General features: G+C 72.9%; 14 protein-coding genes, 1 tRNA gene and 1 pseudogene. 7 read left to right on the top strand and 9 right to left on the bottom strand.

All coding sequences use genetic code 11. The annotated features are described in order from the left end of the window. Positions 1–572: 572 nt before the first annotated feature. The gene (locus ACFWY6_RS33455) at positions 573–1853 is read left to right on the top strand and encodes a M6 family metalloprotease domain-containing protein (protein WP_384698519.1); all 1281 of its coding nucleotides are present in this window, start codon (positions 573–575) and stop codon (positions 1851–1853) included. Between the two features lie 87 nt (positions 1854–1940). Here the strand turns inward: ACFWY6_RS33455 and ACFWY6_RS33460 are convergent. The 7 genes from ACFWY6_RS33460 to ACFWY6_RS33490 form a co-directional block, all read right to left on the bottom strand. Further along, positions 1941–2014, bottom strand: a tRNA-Lys gene (locus ACFWY6_RS33460). Continuing rightward, positions 2005–2604, bottom strand: a complete 600-nt coding sequence (locus ACFWY6_RS33465) for a bifunctional DNA primase/polymerase (RefSeq protein WP_384698522.1) — start codon at positions 2602–2604, stop codon at positions 2005–2007. The genes ACFWY6_RS33460 and ACFWY6_RS33465 overlap by 10 nt, the downstream gene beginning before the upstream one ends. 144 nt (positions 2605–2748) lie before the next feature. After that, positions 2749–3102, bottom strand: coding sequence for a hypothetical protein (locus ACFWY6_RS33470; RefSeq protein WP_266866668.1), 354 nt, complete (start codon positions 3100–3102; stop codon positions 2749–2751). 82 nt (positions 3103–3184) lie between these two features. Beyond that, positions 3185–4537: an AAA domain-containing protein gene (locus ACFWY6_RS33475; protein WP_384698525.1), complete on the bottom strand. Its 1353-nt coding sequence runs from the start codon at positions 4535–4537 to the stop codon at positions 3185–3187. Beyond that, positions 4534–6120 carry a hypothetical protein gene (locus tag ACFWY6_RS33480; protein ID WP_384698528.1) on the bottom strand — a complete coding sequence of 529 codons (1587 nt, stop codon included), beginning with the start codon at positions 6118–6120 and terminating at the stop codon, positions 4534–4536. Before ACFWY6_RS33480 ends, ACFWY6_RS33475 begins: the two co-directional genes overlap by 4 nt. 160 nt (positions 6121–6280) lie before the next feature. Next, complete coding sequence (locus tag ACFWY6_RS33485; RefSeq protein ID WP_384698531.1) at positions 6281–7432, bottom strand: hypothetical protein; 1152 nt, start codon at positions 7430–7432, stop codon at positions 6281–6283. Beyond that, positions 7383–8444 (bottom strand): phosphatase PAP2 family protein, encoded by a 1062-nt coding sequence (locus tag ACFWY6_RS33490; protein ID WP_384698534.1) that lies wholly within the window; start codon positions 8442–8444, stop codon positions 7383–7385. Before ACFWY6_RS33490 ends, ACFWY6_RS33485 begins: the two co-directional genes overlap by 50 nt. 276 nt (positions 8445–8720) lie before the next feature. On the opposite strand from ACFWY6_RS33490, the gene ACFWY6_RS33495 reads away from it, so the two are divergent. Further along, positions 8721–9314 (top strand): histidine phosphatase family protein, encoded by a 594-nt coding sequence (locus tag ACFWY6_RS33495; RefSeq protein ID WP_384698552.1) that lies wholly within the window; start codon positions 8721–8723, stop codon positions 9312–9314. Positions 9315–9369: 55 nt separating this feature from the next. Here the strand turns inward: ACFWY6_RS33495 and ACFWY6_RS33500 are convergent, their stop codons facing one another. Continuing rightward, positions 9370–10815, bottom strand: a complete 1446-nt coding sequence (locus ACFWY6_RS33500) for a tetratricopeptide repeat protein (protein ID WP_384698537.1) — start codon at positions 10813–10815, stop codon at positions 9370–9372. A gap of 264 nt (positions 10816–11079) precedes the next feature. Here ACFWY6_RS33500 and ACFWY6_RS33505 point away from each other — a divergent pair, with 264 nt between their 5' ends. After that, positions 11080–11565, top strand: a complete 486-nt coding sequence (locus tag ACFWY6_RS33505; protein WP_384698540.1) for a hypothetical protein — start codon at positions 11080–11082, stop codon at positions 11563–11565. Between the two features lie 55 nt (positions 11566–11620). Beyond that, entirely contained in the window at positions 11621–12481 is an 861-nt protein-coding gene (locus tag ACFWY6_RS33510) for a spermidine synthase (protein ID WP_384698543.1), read from the top strand. 28 nt (positions 12482–12509) lie between these two features. Here the strand turns inward: ACFWY6_RS33510 and ACFWY6_RS33515 are convergent, their stop codons facing one another. After that, complete coding sequence (locus ACFWY6_RS33515; protein ID WP_384698545.1) at positions 12510–13049, bottom strand: hypothetical protein; 540 nt, start codon at positions 13047–13049, stop codon at positions 12510–12512. A 78-nt stretch (positions 13050–13127) separates the two neighbouring features. On the opposite strand from ACFWY6_RS33515, the gene ACFWY6_RS33520 reads away from it, so the two are divergent. From ACFWY6_RS33520 to ACFWY6_RS33530, 3 genes and pseudogenes are all read left to right on the top strand, one after another. After that, the gene (locus ACFWY6_RS33520; RefSeq protein WP_266866685.1) at positions 13128–13835 is read left to right on the top strand and encodes a response regulator transcription factor; all 708 of its coding nucleotides are present in this window, start codon (positions 13128–13130) and stop codon (positions 13833–13835) included. Then, entirely contained in the window at positions 13832–15217 is a 1386-nt protein-coding gene (locus ACFWY6_RS33525; protein WP_384698549.1) for a sensor histidine kinase, read from the top strand. The genes ACFWY6_RS33520 and ACFWY6_RS33525 overlap by 4 nt, the downstream gene beginning before the upstream one ends. A gap of 413 nt (positions 15218–15630) precedes the next feature. Continuing rightward, a pseudogene (locus tag ACFWY6_RS33530) lies at positions 15631–16613 on the top strand (chitinase); the annotation flags it as partial. Positions 16614–16779 lie beyond the last annotated feature (166 nt).

Genomic DNA, 16779 nt, shown 5'->3' on the forward strand with positions numbered 1-16779 from the left:
GCGCGGGGGGGGGCCCGCCCCCCCCCGCGGGCGGGGGGGGGGGGGGCCCCCACGCGCGGGCCGTCGGGCGCCCCCCGGGCGGGGGGGGGGGGGGGGGGGGCCCCCCCCGGCCCGGTGGTCGGCCGCCTCGCGGCGGCCACGCTCTGTGAGGGGCGCCCGGGCGAGGCCGGGCGCTGTGACCGTTGTGGCTGCTGTGACCGTTGTGGGCAGTGGGCCTTCTGACGTTCCGTTCACCGCTTGCTCCCGCAGTGCAGTTGTTCGGCGAGGCCGGGCAGGCGCAGGGTCGGCGAGGCCGGGCCCGCGCGGGAAAGAGTGCCGATCATAGGGGCAGGCCAGCGGGCGCTTCCAGCCGCGCCGCGGCGTCGCGTGGCGGTCGCGGCGTACGCGGAGCCGGTGCGAGCGCCGGGCGGTGTCGGGGCGCGCCGGGCGACAGATCGTTTCTGCTCGCCCCTGCGTCGCTTCCTTCGCACGACGACCACTTGTGACGTTCCGTGAGCGCTCGGACGGCAGCCTCACCCGGCTGGTCCAGGCAAACAGGGCGAATGCGATTAAAGCACCACAGGGTGGGTGGGATGCCCCGTATCTCGCACCCGGAGGTCGACGTGCCGCGTCAGCTACCCCCCTGGGGACTCACCCGTGGAGGGGAGAGACCCCGGCTGCGCAGCACGGCCGCCGCCCTCACGTCCCTGACCGCCCTCGCCGCCACCGGTCTGGTCGCGGGGCCCGCCATCGCCAAGACCACGGCGGGCCCGTGCGCCCTGCAGCGCACATCGGCCCACCACTCGGAGGGCCTCGACACCTGGAACACCGCCTACCCGCGCCCGGACCGGGACCTCGACGCGGTGATGATCTTCCTCTCCTTCCCCGACTCCCCGCCACTGACCGACCCCGACGAACTGGCGGCCGACTACTTCCCCGCCACCAGCGACTTCTTCGACCGCGCCTCGTACGGCAAATTCGCGCTGCGCCCGCATCCGCGGCGCGAGTGGGTCGAGATGCCGGAGGACTCCACCTCGTACGCCATAGAGCGCGACTGGAACGCGTCGCGGCGCAGCGCCTATCTGCGCGACGCGGTGGCCGCGGCCGACCCGGACGTCGACTTCTCCCGCTACGACGTCGTCTACCTCGTCGCCGACCCGGACGCGCCCGGCGTCGACTCGGACGCGACGAAGGTCGTCAACTTCGACCGGCCGATGCGGGCCGACGGCGCGGACATCAAGCGCATCGTGACGGTCTTCGAGCGGCACCCGCCGGACCGCAACGTCCTCGCCCACGAGACGGGCCACGTCTTCGACCTGCCCGATCTCTACCACCGGCCGACCGACGGCAAGGGCGACTGGGACACGCACGTCGGCGACTGGGACGTCATGGGCAGCCAGTTCGGGCTCTCCCCCGACCTCTTCGGCTGGCACAAGTGGAAGCTCGGCTGGCTGGACCAGCGGCAGGTGGTGTGCGTGTCGGGCGGGGAGCGGCGGCTGACCCTGGAGCCGCTGTCGGTCAGGCCGGCGCGCGGTGGCGTCGGCGGCACCAAGCTGGTGGTCGTCCGCACGGGCCGCGGCAGCGCGATCGCGATCGAGGCCCGGGGCGCCGAGGGCAACGACCACGCGACCTGCAGCGAGGGCGTGCTCGCCTATCACGTACGCAACGAGGCGCCGTCCGGCGGCGGCCCGGTCGAGGTCGTCGACGCCCACCCGGACACGGAGGCCTGCTGGGGCGACTCGGTGTATCCGCCGCTCGCGGACGCGCCGGTGGGGGTGGGGGAGAGCTTCACGGTGCCGGACGCCGACGTGCGGATCGAGGTCGAGGGGCGGACGGCCACGGGGGCCTGGACGGTGAAGGTCTCGGCCGGGTGAGCGCGGCCCGGTGAGCACGGTCCGGTGAGCACGGTCCGCTGGCATGCAAGAAGCCCCTCGCTTCCGCAAGGGGCTTCTCACCGTCTGTGCGCCGCCAGGGACTCGAACCCCGGACCCGCTGATTAAGAGTCAGCTGCTCTAACCAACTGAGCTAGCGGCGCCTGCTGACGTCGTAGACCTTAGCATCCTGATCGCCGCCAGGAAAAATCGATATACGGACCGCAGAGCACGCCGTGGCGCGGGCCGCGCGGACGCAGGCCCAGAGCAGCACCTCGGGTCCCGGGAGCCAGGGATGCCGGGTGTCGGGGGCGACGACCCAGCGGGAATCGAGGCGTCCCGCGGTGGGCGTACCGCACTGTCCCGCGGTGAGCGGCGGCACCGTCACGGCGTCGCCCGTGCCGTGGCAGAGCGCCGAGGGGACGGCGCGGCCCCACTCCTCCCACTCGAGCAGCGAGGGCAGCCGCTGGGCGGTGCCGGGGGCGGCGAAGAGCAGCGTGCGGCCGCGGTGCTCGGCGACCGGGCCCGAGCCGGGGCCCTCGTCCCATAAGCGGTCGAGCATCCGGCGCCCGAAGACCGCGGGGACGCTCACCACGTCGAAAGCGGCGCCGCAGGGGAGTACGGCCGGGGCGGTGGGGCGGGTGCGCCAGTGGGTGAGCGTGCTGTGCGGATACGTTTCCGCAGAGGCGAGCCAGGCGGCTCCCTCGGCGGTGACGTCGCTGATGGGGGCCGGGTGGAGATGCGTGCTGCTCATGGCAGATACGTCTACCGGTAGTGGGCGTTCCATTTCTGAGAGTTATGAGAAATCGGGACAAGAGGGTGGCAGGGGGAGTACCTTGCTCTCCTGGCATATGCCCCGTGATCTTGTTGGCGGGAGAGGCGTCGGATGGGCGTCGGATCAGGCGTCCCTCGCCCCGGTCCCGCGCAGCAGGTCCCGGCCGAACTCGACCATCTTCTTCGCGTAGTCCTCGGTCCACTGCGCGCGCTCGGCGATCGCCGCGTGCGTGAGGCGGTCGAAGCGGCGCGGGTCGGCGAGCTGGGCGGCCGCGATGGCCTGGAACTCGATCGACCGGTCCGTCGCGGCACGGAAGGCGTGCGTCAGCTCCGTGGCGCGGTCGAGCAGCTCACGGGGGTCCTCCATCGACTCCAGGTCGAAGAAGTGCTCCGGGTCGGCGGCCGCCTCCGCGGGCTCGAAGAGCAGGGGCGCGGGTCGCAGACGCTGTTCGGACCGGGGCCGCTCGGGCTCCGCCATGGTTCTTCCTCCTCGTACGATTTCCGGCCGTCGGCCATCTTCCATTGTCTCGTGCCGCGCAAGAGTGCCTCGGGGCGCAGGGCTAGGGCCGCCAGGCCACCCGGTGCTCCGCCAGGCGGGCCAGGACCGCGTGGTTGGCCTCCCAGCCGTCCGGGAACTTCACCGTCACGCCCAGTTGGACCGGTTCCGTCGACGGGTGGTCGTCCAGGAGTTCGCTGACGCCCGCGCGGCAGATCACGATGCAGGCGTGGCGGTGGCGGGATGCCAGGACGCAGAGGCGGCCCGTCTCCAGGTGGAAGGCGGTGGCGTCCGGGCGGCCGGAGAGCGGGTGCAGGACCACCGTCACGTCGAATTCGCGGCCCTGCAGCCGGTTCGCCGTGTCCACCGTGACGTCCGCGACCCCCAGCTCCGCGAGCGCCGCGCGCACCGCCGCCGCCTGGTCGCGGTGCGCGGTGCCGACGGCGATGCGGTCGGCGGTCAGCGGCGTGGGGTCCGGGCCGCGCTCCGAGGTGGCCGCGCCGCCCCGGTCCAGGAGGCGGCGGACGACCTGGGCCACCGCCCGTACGGCCTCCGGGTCCGTACGCGGCGTGTTCCGCGCGGGCAGCTCGAGCAGGCCCCAGCCCGACTCCGCCGCCTCGTCGATCACCCGGTCGGGCCCCGAACCGTCCGACGGCACCCCGAAGCCGAGCCTCCGCTCGCCGTGGTCCGTGCCGCTGCGGAACGGCGTGTACGGGTAGAAGGCCGCCGACACGAGGGGCGCCGCCGACGCCGGGAGGCGCCAGGACACCGGAAGGCGGTGCTGGGGCAGCTCCGGATTGTGCGCGAGCAGCGTCGTCACCGCGGACGCCGACGGGTCGTACGCGAGGCCCGCCCACTGCTCGGCGCCGACGATCGAGAACGGATCGAGCTGACCCGGGTCGCCCACGAACAGCGCGCGCTCGAAGAGCCCGGCCACGGCGAGCAGCGCGTCCGAGCGCATTTGGTACGCCTCGTCCACGATGGCGTGCCCCCAGGGGCCGTCGAGCTTGGCGACCTCGACGTGCGCCCACTTCGCCGCGGTCGAGATGACCACGTCGAGCCCGGCCAGATCGGCGGCCTTCGTGGACGTCCGCACGGACGGCACATCGTCCAGGGCCTTGTCGTACGCGTCCGGATCGCTGCTGTGCAGCCGGCCGACCGGGAGGTCAGGGTCCTTCTCGGCGAGCCGCAGGACCAGGTCGTCGACCTGCGCGTTCGTCTGCGCGATGACCATCAACGGGCGCCCCGCGGCGGCCAGTTCGCGGGCCGCGCGAACCACGAGCGTCGACTTGCCCGCGCCCGGCGGGGAGTCGACCACGACACCCCGGTGCGCGCCGTGCAACGTGTCGTGCAGGATCGCGTCCGTGGCCCTGGCCGCTGCCGCGCCGGGGTCGAAGGGGGCTGCTACGGGACTCACAGGGTGTCCTCCGGAGTCACGGGATCGGGGCTCTCGGCGGCGTCGCCCGGCGGGCCGCCATGGGTCCAGGGGGTCGCATCGGGGTCGGGCAGCTTGGGCCCGCCGCGCTGCTCGTGCTCGAAGAGCGTCCAGCAGATCCGGTCGCCCTTCTCCGGCACCGAGCCCGCATCGGGCTCCTTGCCGCGCCCCATCTTGTCGGTGACGCGGAGGATGACGGCGCCTTCACCCTCGTACGCGACGAACTCGGCGGTCTGCGGCTTGCCTTGGAGCGAGCGGTACACCTTCGCGCGCTCGGCCAGGTGCGGGTGGTCGTCCGTCCGGACCGTGACCAGGGGGCGCGGCCTCGGGTTCTTGCTCTCGCTGTACGCCATGACCACCTCCGTCACCTCACCGGTGAAGGCCTCTCCGGCGAGCCGGCGGCCCGCCATCACCAGGGGGTCGTCGAGCGCCTCCTGGGCCTCCAGCCTGGCCTGTTCGCGCTCGCGGGTGGCCAGCTTGTTGGCCGCCGTGACCGCGTCGTCGATGCGGGGCTGCGGGGGTTCGCCCGCGGTCACGCGGTCCCGGTGGCCGGTGAACGACCAGCGGTCGCGGGTCCAGCGGTCCGCGGCGTGCGGTGCCTCGGGGAGCGTGCACAGCGCGTCAAGGCCGCGCCACACCGCGTCCCAGGTGGGACGGGTCCTGCTGTCGATCAGCGCGCGGATCTCCCGCTCGGCGGCGGCCAGTTCGGCGAGGCGGGCGTCCGCCTCGACACCGTCCTCGGCGGTGGCGAGGACGCCGCGCGCGCGGTCGTAGCGCTCGATGGCCGGGGCGAGCAGGCGGTTGTCGAACGCGGGGTCCGTGGCGGGCCCCGCGGGCGGGCAGAGCAGCTGGCCGTCCTTGTCCCGCGCCAGCTCCGCGCGGAGCGCGGCGTCGGCTCCGGAGGTGCCGTCCGGGGCCTCGATCCACGCCAGGAGGGCGCCCAGGTGCTGGTCCTCCAGGCTGCTCTGGCCGGTGGCCCAGTGGCGCGAGAGCAGATCGGTCATGGCGGTCAGGAGCGAGGACCCCGGGACACGGGCACGCTCCCCGAAGTGCGTCAGCCAGCGGCCGAGGAGGGGGACGCGGGGCGGCGCGGGGTAGGGCGCATCCGGGTCCTGCTCGGCGGTGCGGCGGAAGCGGGTCGACCGGCCGATGAGCCGTACGAAGTCGATGCCGGCCCGGCTCGGGACGATCAACTGCGGGGCATCCGCGCAGAGTTCGACCTCCACCTTCACCCGCTTGCCGGTCTCCGGATCCGTCTCACTGCGCTCCGCCGCCTCGACCTCTTCGGCGTACGAGTCGACGTACTCCAGGACGGTGTCCGCGAGTTGGGAGAGGAAGGTGAACCGGAGGTCGCGGTCGCGGGGCTGGGGTACGGCGATGAGGCGGGGCGCGGTGCGCTCCGTGCCGACGAGGGCACCCAGGGGGGCACCGGCTTCACCGGCGGTGGTGAGGGGGACGAGGACCAGGGGGCGCTGGGACAGGTGCCGGTGCCGGACGGTGGCCCTGGGCTGAGCGCGGCCCGTGCTGACCGCTTCCAGACGGGCGAGGTTGTCGATCAGTGACACGGGGTCTCCTCTTTCGCCTGCGAACCGTGGCCGCCAACGCCGCCGCTCCACGGCGGATCCTCCCCGACCGCCCACCCGATCACCCGGCATCGGCCGCCCGCTGCGGGGCAAACGGGCGGGTGGGAGGGAGAGCAGTTGGCGGGCCGCGCCGCGAGGGGGGTCAGCATTCAGCACCCCCGGCAGGACCGCCCAAGGCGCCCACGCCAGCAAGCGCCTCGGCCCGCAGCGCCGCCGCCCTCCGCAGCGCCGCCACCGCCGGGTCCGTCGGATCGCCCGTCACGCCGTGTGCCGCCGAGAGGACTCCCTCGACCGTCGTCAGGCCGCCCAGCTCCCCGCGCACCGCCCGGCCCAGGGACGTGACGGCGCCTTCCTCGCGGGAGCGTTCGCGGCAGTGGAAGGCCAGTTCGCAGGCGGCCAGGCACTCGGGGGCGTACGTCGCGGGGACGGATTCGACGGCGGCCGTCAGGGCTTCGGCAGGGCCGTTGACGTCGAACGTCGTGCCCGGCGGCAGCGCCGCCGCGATGTCCTCGATACGGGTGAGGCGCGCCAACTGGCGTCTGGTCACCGAGAGTTGCTTGCGGACGTCGATGGCCGACGCCGCGGGGAGGTTCGAGAAGTCCTTGGGGCAGACGAGCAGGACGTGATGCCGGACCCGGGGAGCGGGCTCCATGCGGGCCGCCACACGCTCGAGCGCAAGTGCGTACACCGCCGACTGGCGTGCCGCCGCTCCCACCTTCGACGCGTCCGCCGAACCGTCGATCATCGGGAAGGACTTGATCTCGACGACCGTCCAGGTGCCGTCCGGATGAATCACCACCGCGTCCGGCTCCAGGAACGCCGGTGTCCCTGCGACGTCCAGCGCCAGCATGGGGTGGTCCAGGAGCGTCCAGCCCTCCGCCGACGTCGCCTCGCGCAGCGCAAGTGACGTACGCGCGGCCCGTCCCTCGGGGCCCACCGCGGCCAGATCGGGGACCGACGACTCGCCCGGCACCGGATCGGGACCGCCCCCGAGCCGCGCATGCGCAAGGCGCAGCAGCTCCGCGCCGCCGTCCGCCTTGACCCGCGCCTCGAAGGCATTGCCCCGCATGAACGCGAACTGGGACTGCCCGAAGGAGCCGGGGGAGCCGAGCGACTGCGCGAGCGTCGCCTTGTCCACCCCCGCGCCGTCGAGCAGCGCGCGCCTCTGGCATCCCGGGTTCGCGGCGAGGGCGGCGAGCGCACGGGCGTCGAGCGGCTTCGCGGGGACGTCAGGTCCGCGCAGCTCAGCGAGCCGCTGTCGCAGTGCTGTCCCCGGCGTCGGCGGACTGGGCACCCGGCTCGGCTCCTGACTCGGCAGGCCGCTTGCGCGGTCGGGGAATTCGCTCACCTGTCGAAGTCTGGCACTCGCCACTGACAATTGAGGATTCTGGGGCGTGCGAGGCACCACGCCGCGCGGTGGACGAGCCACTGAGCGCCCCCGCTCCCGATGCCCCGACCCCCGCTGCCCCCGCCGCGGCCGAGCCGGAGTGCGATGTGACCACGGCCGACGGCTGCCACGCCCCCACCGGCGCAAGCCCGAACCGCTCCCGCACCCGGTCCGCGAGCCCGAGCACCGGCCGTACGAGCAGCAGGCCCACGCCCATCACGGCGATCCCCGCGACCGCGTCGAGGAGGTAGTGGTTCGCGGTGCCCATCACGACGATCGTCGTGAGCAGCGGGTAGGCGACCGCGACCGCCCTGGTCAGCGGAGTGCGGCCGTGGCGCCACAGCAGCACGCCGCACCACAGCGCCCACCCCACGTGCAGGCTGGGCATCGCCGCGTACTGGTTGGTCATGCCGCCGAGGCCGCGCGGCGCGCTCGCCTCGCCGCCCCACCAGCCGAAGTCGCTGTACTGCGCCATGGTGTCGACGAAGCCGTGGCCCTTGGCCAACAGGCGGGGCGGGCACGTCGGGAGGAGGGTGAAGCCGACCAGGCCTATCAGGGTGGAGATCATCAGCCACGCGCGTGCCGCGCGGTAGTGGACCGCGCGGCTGCGGAAGAGCCATATGAGGACCGCCGGGGTCACCAGGTAGTGCAGCGAGGCGTACCAGAAGTCGGCCGGGACACCTATCCAGGAGTTGCCGGTGAAGAGACGGTTCAGCGGACTCTCGGCGTTGATGTGCAGGAACTTCTCGGCACGCAGCAGCGCCAGACCGTGGTCGACGGCGGTCGACACATCGCCGCGCGCGAGCAGCCGGCCCGCCGAGTACGCGGCGTACACCAGGGCTATCAGCGGCAACTCGGTCCACCAGCGAAGCCGGTGCCCGCTGCTCCCCCCGGTGCCCGGAGCGTCGGTCTGCGGCATCCGGCCGGTCCCCCATCCATTGTCTTCTTGCGGTCGCCCAGTGGTCGTTCCGCGTTCGTACTGCAGTACTGGCCGACTCACCTTACGGCGTACGCGAATACCCCCCGGAGGCGACCTCCAGTGGACTTAGACGCTGAGATCGTCGGACGGGTTGCTCCTTGTGGGCACGAGTGATCGGGGCCTCGCGCGTGGGTGATGATGGAGGGTACGGACAGCCATCTGTCCGCAGAATTCGTCCTTTGGCGGCCGATGGCCGCCGACTCGGAAAGGCTCGTCATGGCACCGCGCATCCTGCTGGCCCGGCACGGACAGACCGAGTGGTCCCTGTCCGGAAGGCACACCGGAAGGACGGATGTGCCGCTTCTGGAAGAGGGCCGCCGCGGCGCGAAGCTCCTGGGCGAGCGACTGCACCGCGCTCCCTACGACGGCCTCCCGGACGTCGAGGTGCGCACGAGCCCCCTCTCCCGCGCGCGGGAGACCTGCGAGATCGCCGGCTTCGGGGACCGGGCCACCGCCTGGGAGACGCTCATGGAGTGGGACTACGGCTCCTACGAAGGAATGACCCCGGCCAGCATCCAGGCGGTCCACCCCGGCTGGCTCATCTGGCGCGACGGCGTCCCCAGGGGAGAGACCCTGGAGCAGATCACCGCCCGCGCGGACGAGGTGGTGGCCTGGGCGCGCGGGGCCGACCGCGACGTCCTGGTCTTCGCGCACGGACACATCCTGCGGTCCATCGGCGCACGCTGGCTTGGCCTCGGCATCGACTTCGCCGCCCGCATCCGGCTCAACCCGACCTCGATCTCGACCCTCGGCTGGGCCTATGGCGAACCGGCCATCGAGTCGTGGAACGAGACCGGGCACCTGGCATAGAAGGCACCTGGCATAGAAGCGGGCACCTGGCGCAGAGGGCCGAAAGCGGCCGCGGCTACACGGCCCGCGGCAGCGATGCGTGCCGCTCCAGGAAGCCGCCGACCCCCGAAGCCCGCCGGTGCGGCAGCAGCACCCGCGCCGTGGTCGCGAGCATCGACTGGATACGGGACGACTGCACCTCGTCCAGGAGCGTGAGCACGCGCAGGCCCGCGGTCGCCGCCTCGTCGGGGCGGCCGGCCCGGGCCAGGTCGTCGGCGAGCTCGGCGGTGTAGAGGGCGATGTTCCGGGTGAACTGCGGGGTCTGCGCCGATGCCACGCCCGCCGCGCGCCGGGCGTGCCGGGCCGCCCGCTCCCAGTCGCCGAGCGCCGACCAGCTCTGCGCCTCGAGCCCGTCGAGTTCGGCCTCTCCGTAGAAGCTCATCCACTCCGGGTCGGCGTCCGAAGGCCCCCGGTCGAAGAGCGCGTGCGCGCGGGCCAGCGACTGCTCGCAGCCCGCACGGTCGCCGAGCCCCGCCCAGCCCCCGGCCTCGCGCAGCGCGATCAGCGAGACCAGCCGGGGCGACGAGAGGTGCCGGGCGGCCCGCGCCGCCGCCTGCGCCGCCCGCACCGCCTCCCGTGGCCGGCCCGCGTCGCGCGCCAGGAAGGCCGTATTGCAGAAGGCGTGCGCCTCCAGGGCCGGGTCGCCGGCCATCCGGGCCGTCGCGAGGGCCTCGGCGTAGTGCGAGCGCGCGTCGTCGAAGCGCCCCGAGTCATGTGCCAACCAGCCCACGGAGATGGCCAGTTCACCGGCGCCCGTGTGCAGCCGGTCCGCCGTCGACTGCCGGGTGGTGCCGGCGTCGAGCAGGGCGTAGGCGGTCTTCAGCGGGGCGGAGGCCCTTCGGTAGAGCCCGTCGGCGCCGTGCCGGTCGTCGAGCAGCCGGATCCTCCGCACGGCCTCCTCGACCGCGCTCACCTCCGCTTCGCCCGCCCGGCTGCCGCGCTGTGCGGCGGCCTCTGCCGGGTCCTGGGCGGCGAGCCCGAAGGGGCCCAAAGAGGCGGCGGCCACGGTGGCCGTGCCGCTCATGAATGCGCGACGCCGCACGTCGCTCTCCTCGTGACTCTGGATCTCGTACGGGTCGCACTCGTGGAACTCGGAGCCGGGCGGCCCGGACGGAGGGGACCCATACAGCTGGATCGTGGTGTGTGGCGCGGGCGCTTGGGACTCGTTGCGCGCCCCCCGCCCGCGCACCGCCGAGCGGGGGGCGAACCCCAGGTCCGTCAGCGTCCGGCCGGGGAACATGTGCAGGAACACCCGCTCGTACGCGTAGTTGGGGCAGCGGATCTCGCCCGCCTCCACGCGCCCGATGTAGCGGGCGTCGCAGCTGACGCGCTCGCCGATCTCACGAGCGGCCCGGCGGACCGCGGCGGCGAACTCACCCGGCGAGCGCTGCCCGCGCAGCTGCCGGAAGAGAAGATTCCGTCGTGGAGACTGAGTTGACGATGTCATCGGTGACGACGCCATGGCCTGACCCTCTCGTGCGGATCGTGCCGGAGCGTGCCGCATCTCGTGGATCTGGCGGTGCTGCCCCTCCGGCGGAGCACGAACGTACCGGCTGTGACCGGGGCGCCACGCGGAGTTTGGCTACAAACGGGATATCTCACCCACGATCTGCCATGAACTGCCATCCTTTGCGGCGGCGTGCCGCCGTAGCTGTTGACGCCGCCTCGCGTTGAACCATGCGGAGAGGGAGCGACGCGGCTTCCGCCCTTGCGAGGAGGGGTCCCCATGTTGGAGATCGGCACGGAGAACGCTGTATCGCGGGCGTCGTTGACTACGGCTGCCCATCTGCCGAGCCAGGACCACAGCGCGGCGCCCGCCTCGCCGCCGGGGCCTGCGGACTGCTGCGACCTGGTGACGGTGCCGGCCCGGCAGGGCCTCGAGGCCGTCGACATCCTGCGCCGGGCCGCGGGCGAGGGCGACGGGGTCGGGCCCGTGCTGCACGACGGGAGCTGCGACACCCTGGGCTTTCTGGTACCGCCGGGGACGGCGGACGGCTGGGATCTGCCGGGGAGCGCCTGTACGCAGACCTTCGGGCACGGGGTGAGTGTGTACGGCGCCGAGCCGGAGCCGGTGCCTGCGCCGCCTGTTGCCGGGACGGGGTGGCTGCTTCCGCCGTCCGGCGAGGCCGATCCGGTGACTGACCCCGCTGTGCTCCGGGCCGCCCTTGGGCAGGCCGCCCGGACCATCGAGGCCGCGGACAGCTGCCGCTGAGGCCCTGCCCACGGCAGCGCGGGCAGGGGTGCTGTTCTGCGCGGATAATGGGCTGATGGCGAGAAACAGGCGGGGGCGGGAAGCGGCCGAGGCCGTTGTCGAGGAAGTGGACGGCGGGCTCGCCGAGCTGATGCCCGACCGGGACCGGCCGCGTGCCTGGACGCTGCTCGTCGACGGTGCCCCGCAGTCCCACGTAGACCTCGACGACCCGGCGTATCTCGACTTCGAGTACCAGCGCAGGCTCGGGCACGTGGCCGATCTCGTGGCGCCCGCCGGAAAGCCGATCCACGCCCTGCACCTCGGGGGCGGCGCCTTCACCATGGCCCGCTACATAGCCGCGACCCGCCCCCGCTCCACCCAGCAGGTCGTCGAGCGCGACACGGCGCTCATCCAACTCGTCCGCCGCGAACTGCCGTTGGACCCCCAGGCCCGGGTACGGGTGCGCGGCGCCGACGCCCGCGAAGGCCTCGCCAAGATCGCGGACGGCTGGGCGGACCTCGTCATCGCCGATGTCTTCAGCGGGGCAAGGACGCCCGCACACCTCACCAGCACGGAATTCCTCACCGACGTACGCAGGGTCCTGAAGCCCGGCGGGTACTACGCGGCCAACCTCGCCGACGGGCCGCCGCTCGCGCATCTGCGCGGCCAGCTCGCCACCGCCGTCACCGTCTTCCCGGAGCTCGCGCTCATCGCCGACCCCGCCGTGCTGCGCGGCAAGCGGTTCGGCAACGCGGTGCTCGTCGGCCGCGATCTGCCGCTGCCGATCGCCGAGCTGACCCGGCGCAGCGCGGGGGACTCGCATCCGGCGCGGGTCGAGCACGGCAGGGCGCTCGCCGATTTCAGCGGGGGAGCGGCCGCCGTCACGGACGCCGGGGCGGTCGCGTCGCCCGCGCCGCCGCCGTCGGTCTTCCGCTGAACGGGCCGGCCTCAGTACTTGTTGAACCTCAGTACTTGTTGATCTCGACCGCCGGGGCGTGGTCGTGCCACGTACAGAACGCCGAGACCCGGTCGGCGCCCGACGTGAACTCCACCCTGATCCAGGTGTCCTGCTTCCACACCTGGACCGACCAGCCCGCCGCCGGAGTCGCCGAGACCAGCGTCGCCGAGTCCTTGCCGAGGTCGAAGACGACCCGGCCGCCGTCGGTCGAGTAGCTCTTCACGTTGCCCGCCGTGGCGGCGGGGGTGGAGGAACCGCTCGGCGGGGGCTTCGGCGGATCCTTCTCGGGGGACTTGGACGGTTTCTGCGACTTCGACGGCTCTGCGGGCTTCGAGGAGTGCGTGGCGCCGGTGGTCGGCGTCGGATCGGGGCGGTGCGTCGAGGAGGAGAGCGGCTCGGCGCCGCCGCCGTCGGCGGAGAGCGGCACGGCCCGCGGCGGGTCGTACGCCGTGCCCGCCATCACCGTGTGGACACCCCACCAGGACAGCGTGACCGCGGCGCCGGTGGCGAGCGACCAAGCCATTGCGTGTACGAGTCCTCTGCGCATCGCGAGCCATACTGCACCACGCACCGCACAGGTGTCCCAGGAGGACCGCTGTCGCCCGTATGGCGTACGGTGCCGCCCATGGCAAGTGTGCTCGTCGTCGAGGATGACCAGTTCGTACGCTCCGCCCTCATCCGGCATCTGACCGAGGCATCGCACACCGTGCGCAGCGTCGGCACGGCCCTAGAGGCGCTGCGCGAGGTCGCCCATTTCCGCTTTGACGTGGTGATTCTTGACCTCGGTCTGCCCGATCTGGACGGTTCCGAGGCATTGAAGATGCTGCGCGGGATCACCGACGTACCCGTGATCATCGCGACCGCGCGGGACGACGAGGCCGAGATCGTACGGCTCCTGAACGACGGCGCCGACGACTATCTGACCAAGCCGTTCTCCGTCGAGCACCTGTCGGCCCGGATGGCCGCCGTGCTTCGCCGCTCGCGCGCGACGGCGGGCGAGGCACCGGCCGGCCGGGAGGAGATCCGGGTGGGCGGGCTCGCCATCGATCCGCTGCGGCGCCAGGCGGAGCTGGACGGGGCGCGGCTCGATCTGACCCGGCGCGAGTTCGATCTGCTCGCCTTCCTCGCGGGGCGGCCCGGAGTCGTCGTACCGCGCAAGGAACTGCTCGCCGAGGTGTGGCAGCAGAGTTACGGCGACGACCAGACCATCGACGTCCATCTGTCGTGGCTGCGGCGGAAGTTGGGCGAGACGGCGGCGCGGCCGCGCTATCTGCACACGCTGCGGGGTGTCGGCGTCAAGCTGGAGCCGCCGCTGACGGAGCCACCGCTGTGAGATGGGCCCTGGTCAAGGTCTGTCTGGCCGTCACGGCCATGGTCGTGGTGGCCTTCGCGGTACCGCTCGGGCTCGTCATCCAGGAGATGGCGCGGGACCGGGCCTTCTCGAACGCGGAGCGGCACGCGGCCGGCATGGGCCCCACGCTCTCCATCACCACCGACCGCGATCAGCTGATGCGGGCCGTCGCCACGTCCGAGGCGGGCGGCGAGGGGCGGATGGCCGTCTACGTACCGGCGATCGACAAGACGCCCGCCCTGGAGATCGGCGACGGGCGCGCCGAGGCGTCGGCGGTGGAGACCACGCGCAAGGAGGGCCGGGCGCGGACGGCGACGGTCGAGGGCGGCTTCGCACTGCTCCAGCCGACGGCGCTCAGCTCCGGCAAGATCGCGGTCGTCGAGATCTTCGTGCCCGAGGGCGCGGTCAGCAACGGTGTCACCACGGCGTGGCTGGTGCTCGCGGGCGTCGGCATCGCGCTGGTCATCGGGTCCGTGGCGGTCGCGGACCGGCTCGGCGTACGCATGGTCCAGCCCGCCAAGCGCCTTGTGGGCGCCGCGCACGACCTCGGCGAGGGGAAGCTGGGGGCGAGGGTGCCGGAGGAGGGCCCGACCGAACTGCGCCTGGCCGCAGTGGCGTTCAACTCCATGGCCGACCAGGTCGTGCAACTCCTCGCGAACGAACGCGAGTTGGCGGCCGACCTCTCGCACCGCCTGCGTACCCCCCTGACGGTGCTGCGGCTCAACGCGGCCTCGCTGGGGGACGGCCCGGTGGCGGAACAGACCCGCATGGCGGTGGAGAAGCTGGAGCGCGAGGTCGACACGATCATCCGCACGGCGCGGGACGCGAAGCCGCAGACCGCCACGGTCGGGCCCGGCGCGGGCTGCGACGCCTCCGAAGTGATTCAGGAGCGGATGGCCTTCTGGTCGGCGCTCGCGGAGGACGAGGGGCGCGAGGTGCGGGTGGCGGGGGTGGACCTGCCGGTGTGGATCCCGGTGGCGCGCCCCGAACTGGTCGCCGCGCTCGACGCGTTGCTGGGCAACGTCTTCCGGCACACGCGGGAGGGCGCGGCGTTCGCGGTGGACGTGCACAGCGCCGAGGACGCGGTGATCGTCCTGGTCTCGGACGCGGGGGGCGGCATCGCCGATCCGCAGGCTGCCCTGACGAGGGGCGGCGGCTCCGGGGAGGACGGGTCGACGGGGCTCGGCCTGGACATCGTGCGGCAGTTGGCGGAGTCGACGGGCGGCGACGTCCGCATCGGCCGGTCCGTCCTCGGCGGAACCGAGATCCGCATCTGGATCCAACTGGACGGCCGCAGGCCTGTGCCCGGGGGCCGGGGCCACCGGGGTTCCGTACGCCGCCGAAGGCGAGCCACTGCGGGGTGATCTCCGCCGGTAATGGGTGGGCGGCTGGGGAAACCCCGCGCGGAGCGCGGAAATCCACCCACCCGCTGCCGGGTAATGGGCGGGTGGCTGGGGAAACCCCGCGCGGAGCGCGCAATTCCACCCACCCGCTGCCGGGTAATGGGCGGGTGGCTGGGGAAACCCCGCGCGGAGCGCGGAAATCCACCCACGACCCGCACCGGGCAGCGAACAATTAACCACCCCCGATCGCTCCCTTAAGCCCACCCTAAGATCCAGCCCACCGCCCGCTATGCCCCAAATACCGCGCCCCCGCGGGGCTAACGTGCTGCACGCACCCACCCCCCCGCACCCCCAAGGCAGGCAAGCGATGAGCACAACGCACCGGCGCACGGTAAGCACCAAGGCCAAGATCATGGGCGGCCTCACGGCAGCAGCCCTCGTCGGCGGCGGAGCCTTCGCCTTCTCCGCAACGGCCCAGGCGACCAAGGCCCCCGTGGAGAAGACCCCCGCCAAGGCCGCCGCCCAGGCGAACTTCGCCCCGTTCGTGGACACTTCACTCGCCCCCGCGTACGACCTCGTCGACACGGCGACCAAGACCGGCGTCAAGGAGTTCAACCTCGCCTTCATCACCTCCGGCGGCGCCTGCGAGCCCCTGTGGGGCGGCGTCACCGGCCTCGACGACGACAAGGTCGCCTCGCAGATAGGAGCCCTGCGGGACAAGGGCGGTGACGTACGCGTCTCCTTCGGCGGAGCCGCGGGATCCGAGCTCGGCCTCAAGTGCGACACCGTCGACGCGCTGGCCAAGGCGTACGGCAAGGTCATCGACAAGTACAAGCTGACGAAGGTCGACTTCGACATCGAGGGCGCCGCCCTGCCCGACACCGCCGCCAACACCCGCCGCGCACAGGCCATCGCGCAGCTGCAGAAGGAACACGAGGGCCTGGACGTCTCGTTCACGCTGCCGGTGATGCCCGAGGGGCTGACCCAGCCGGGCGTCGACCTCGTCGCCGACGCCAAGAAGAACGGCGTGAAGGTATCCGCGGTCAACATCATGGCGATGGACTACGGGCCGTCCTACAGCGGCGACATGGGCCAGTACGCCATCGACGCCGCCACCGCCACGCAGAAGCAGATCAAGGGCGCCCTCGGCCTGTCCGACGAGGAGGCCTGGAAGGCGGTCGCGGTCACCCCGATGATCGGCGTCAACGACGTCACCACCGAGATCTTCAAGATGGAGGACGCCACGCAGTTGGTGAAGTTCGCCGAGGAGAAGGGCATCGGCTGGCTCGCCATGTGGTCGTCGACCCGCGACAAGGCGTGCGAGGGCGGCGCCAACAACGGTGCGCAGCCGACCTGTTCGTCGATCGAGCAGGAGCCGCTCGCCTTCACGAAGGCGTTCGGCGCGTACAACAAGTAACGCGGAAAGCCAGCAGAGTCCACAGAGTCCACAGAGCCCCACACCTCAGCAACCACCCCCCCCGACGGGGGGCCCCGAGGCGGACCCCCCCCCCGGGGGGGGCGCCCGCTGTGGGGGCGGGGGGGGGCGGCCGTAACACGGGGGGGCGCTCGCCGCGCGGGCCGCG

Source organism: Streptomyces sp. NPDC059037 (assembly GCF_042740015.1).
Classification (GTDB): Bacteria; Actinomycetota; Actinomycetes; order Streptomycetales; family Streptomycetaceae; genus Streptomyces.

Coding starts and splice junctions, on each gene's coding strand:
- ACFWY6_RS33455 (WP_384698519.1), top strand. CDS start 573: ATGCCCCGTATCTCGCACCCGGAGGTCGACGTGCCGCGTCAGCTACCC.
- ACFWY6_RS33465 (WP_384698522.1), bottom strand. CDS start 2,604: ATGAGCAGCACGCATCTCCACCCGGCCCCCATCAGCGACGTCACCGCC.
- ACFWY6_RS33470 (WP_266866668.1), bottom strand. CDS start 3,102: ATGGCGGAGCCCGAGCGGCCCCGGTCCGAACAGCGTCTGCGACCCGCG.
- ACFWY6_RS33490 (WP_384698534.1), bottom strand. CDS start 8,444: ATGCCGCAGACCGACGCTCCGGGCACCGGGGGGAGCAGCGGGCACCGG.
- ACFWY6_RS33495 (WP_384698552.1), top strand. CDS start 8,721: ATGGCACCGCGCATCCTGCTGGCCCGGCACGGACAGACCGAGTGGTCC.
- ACFWY6_RS33500 (WP_384698537.1), bottom strand. CDS start 10,815: ATGGCGTCGTCACCGATGACATCGTCAACTCAGTCTCCACGACGGAAT.
- ACFWY6_RS33505 (WP_384698540.1), top strand. CDS start 11,080: ATGTTGGAGATCGGCACGGAGAACGCTGTATCGCGGGCGTCGTTGACT.
- ACFWY6_RS33510 (WP_384698543.1), top strand. CDS start 11,621: ATGGCGAGAAACAGGCGGGGGCGGGAAGCGGCCGAGGCCGTTGTCGAG.
- ACFWY6_RS33515 (WP_384698545.1), bottom strand. CDS start 13,049: ATGCGCAGAGGACTCGTACACGCAATGGCTTGGTCGCTCGCCACCGGC.
- ACFWY6_RS33520 (WP_266866685.1), top strand. CDS start 13,128: ATGGCAAGTGTGCTCGTCGTCGAGGATGACCAGTTCGTACGCTCCGCC.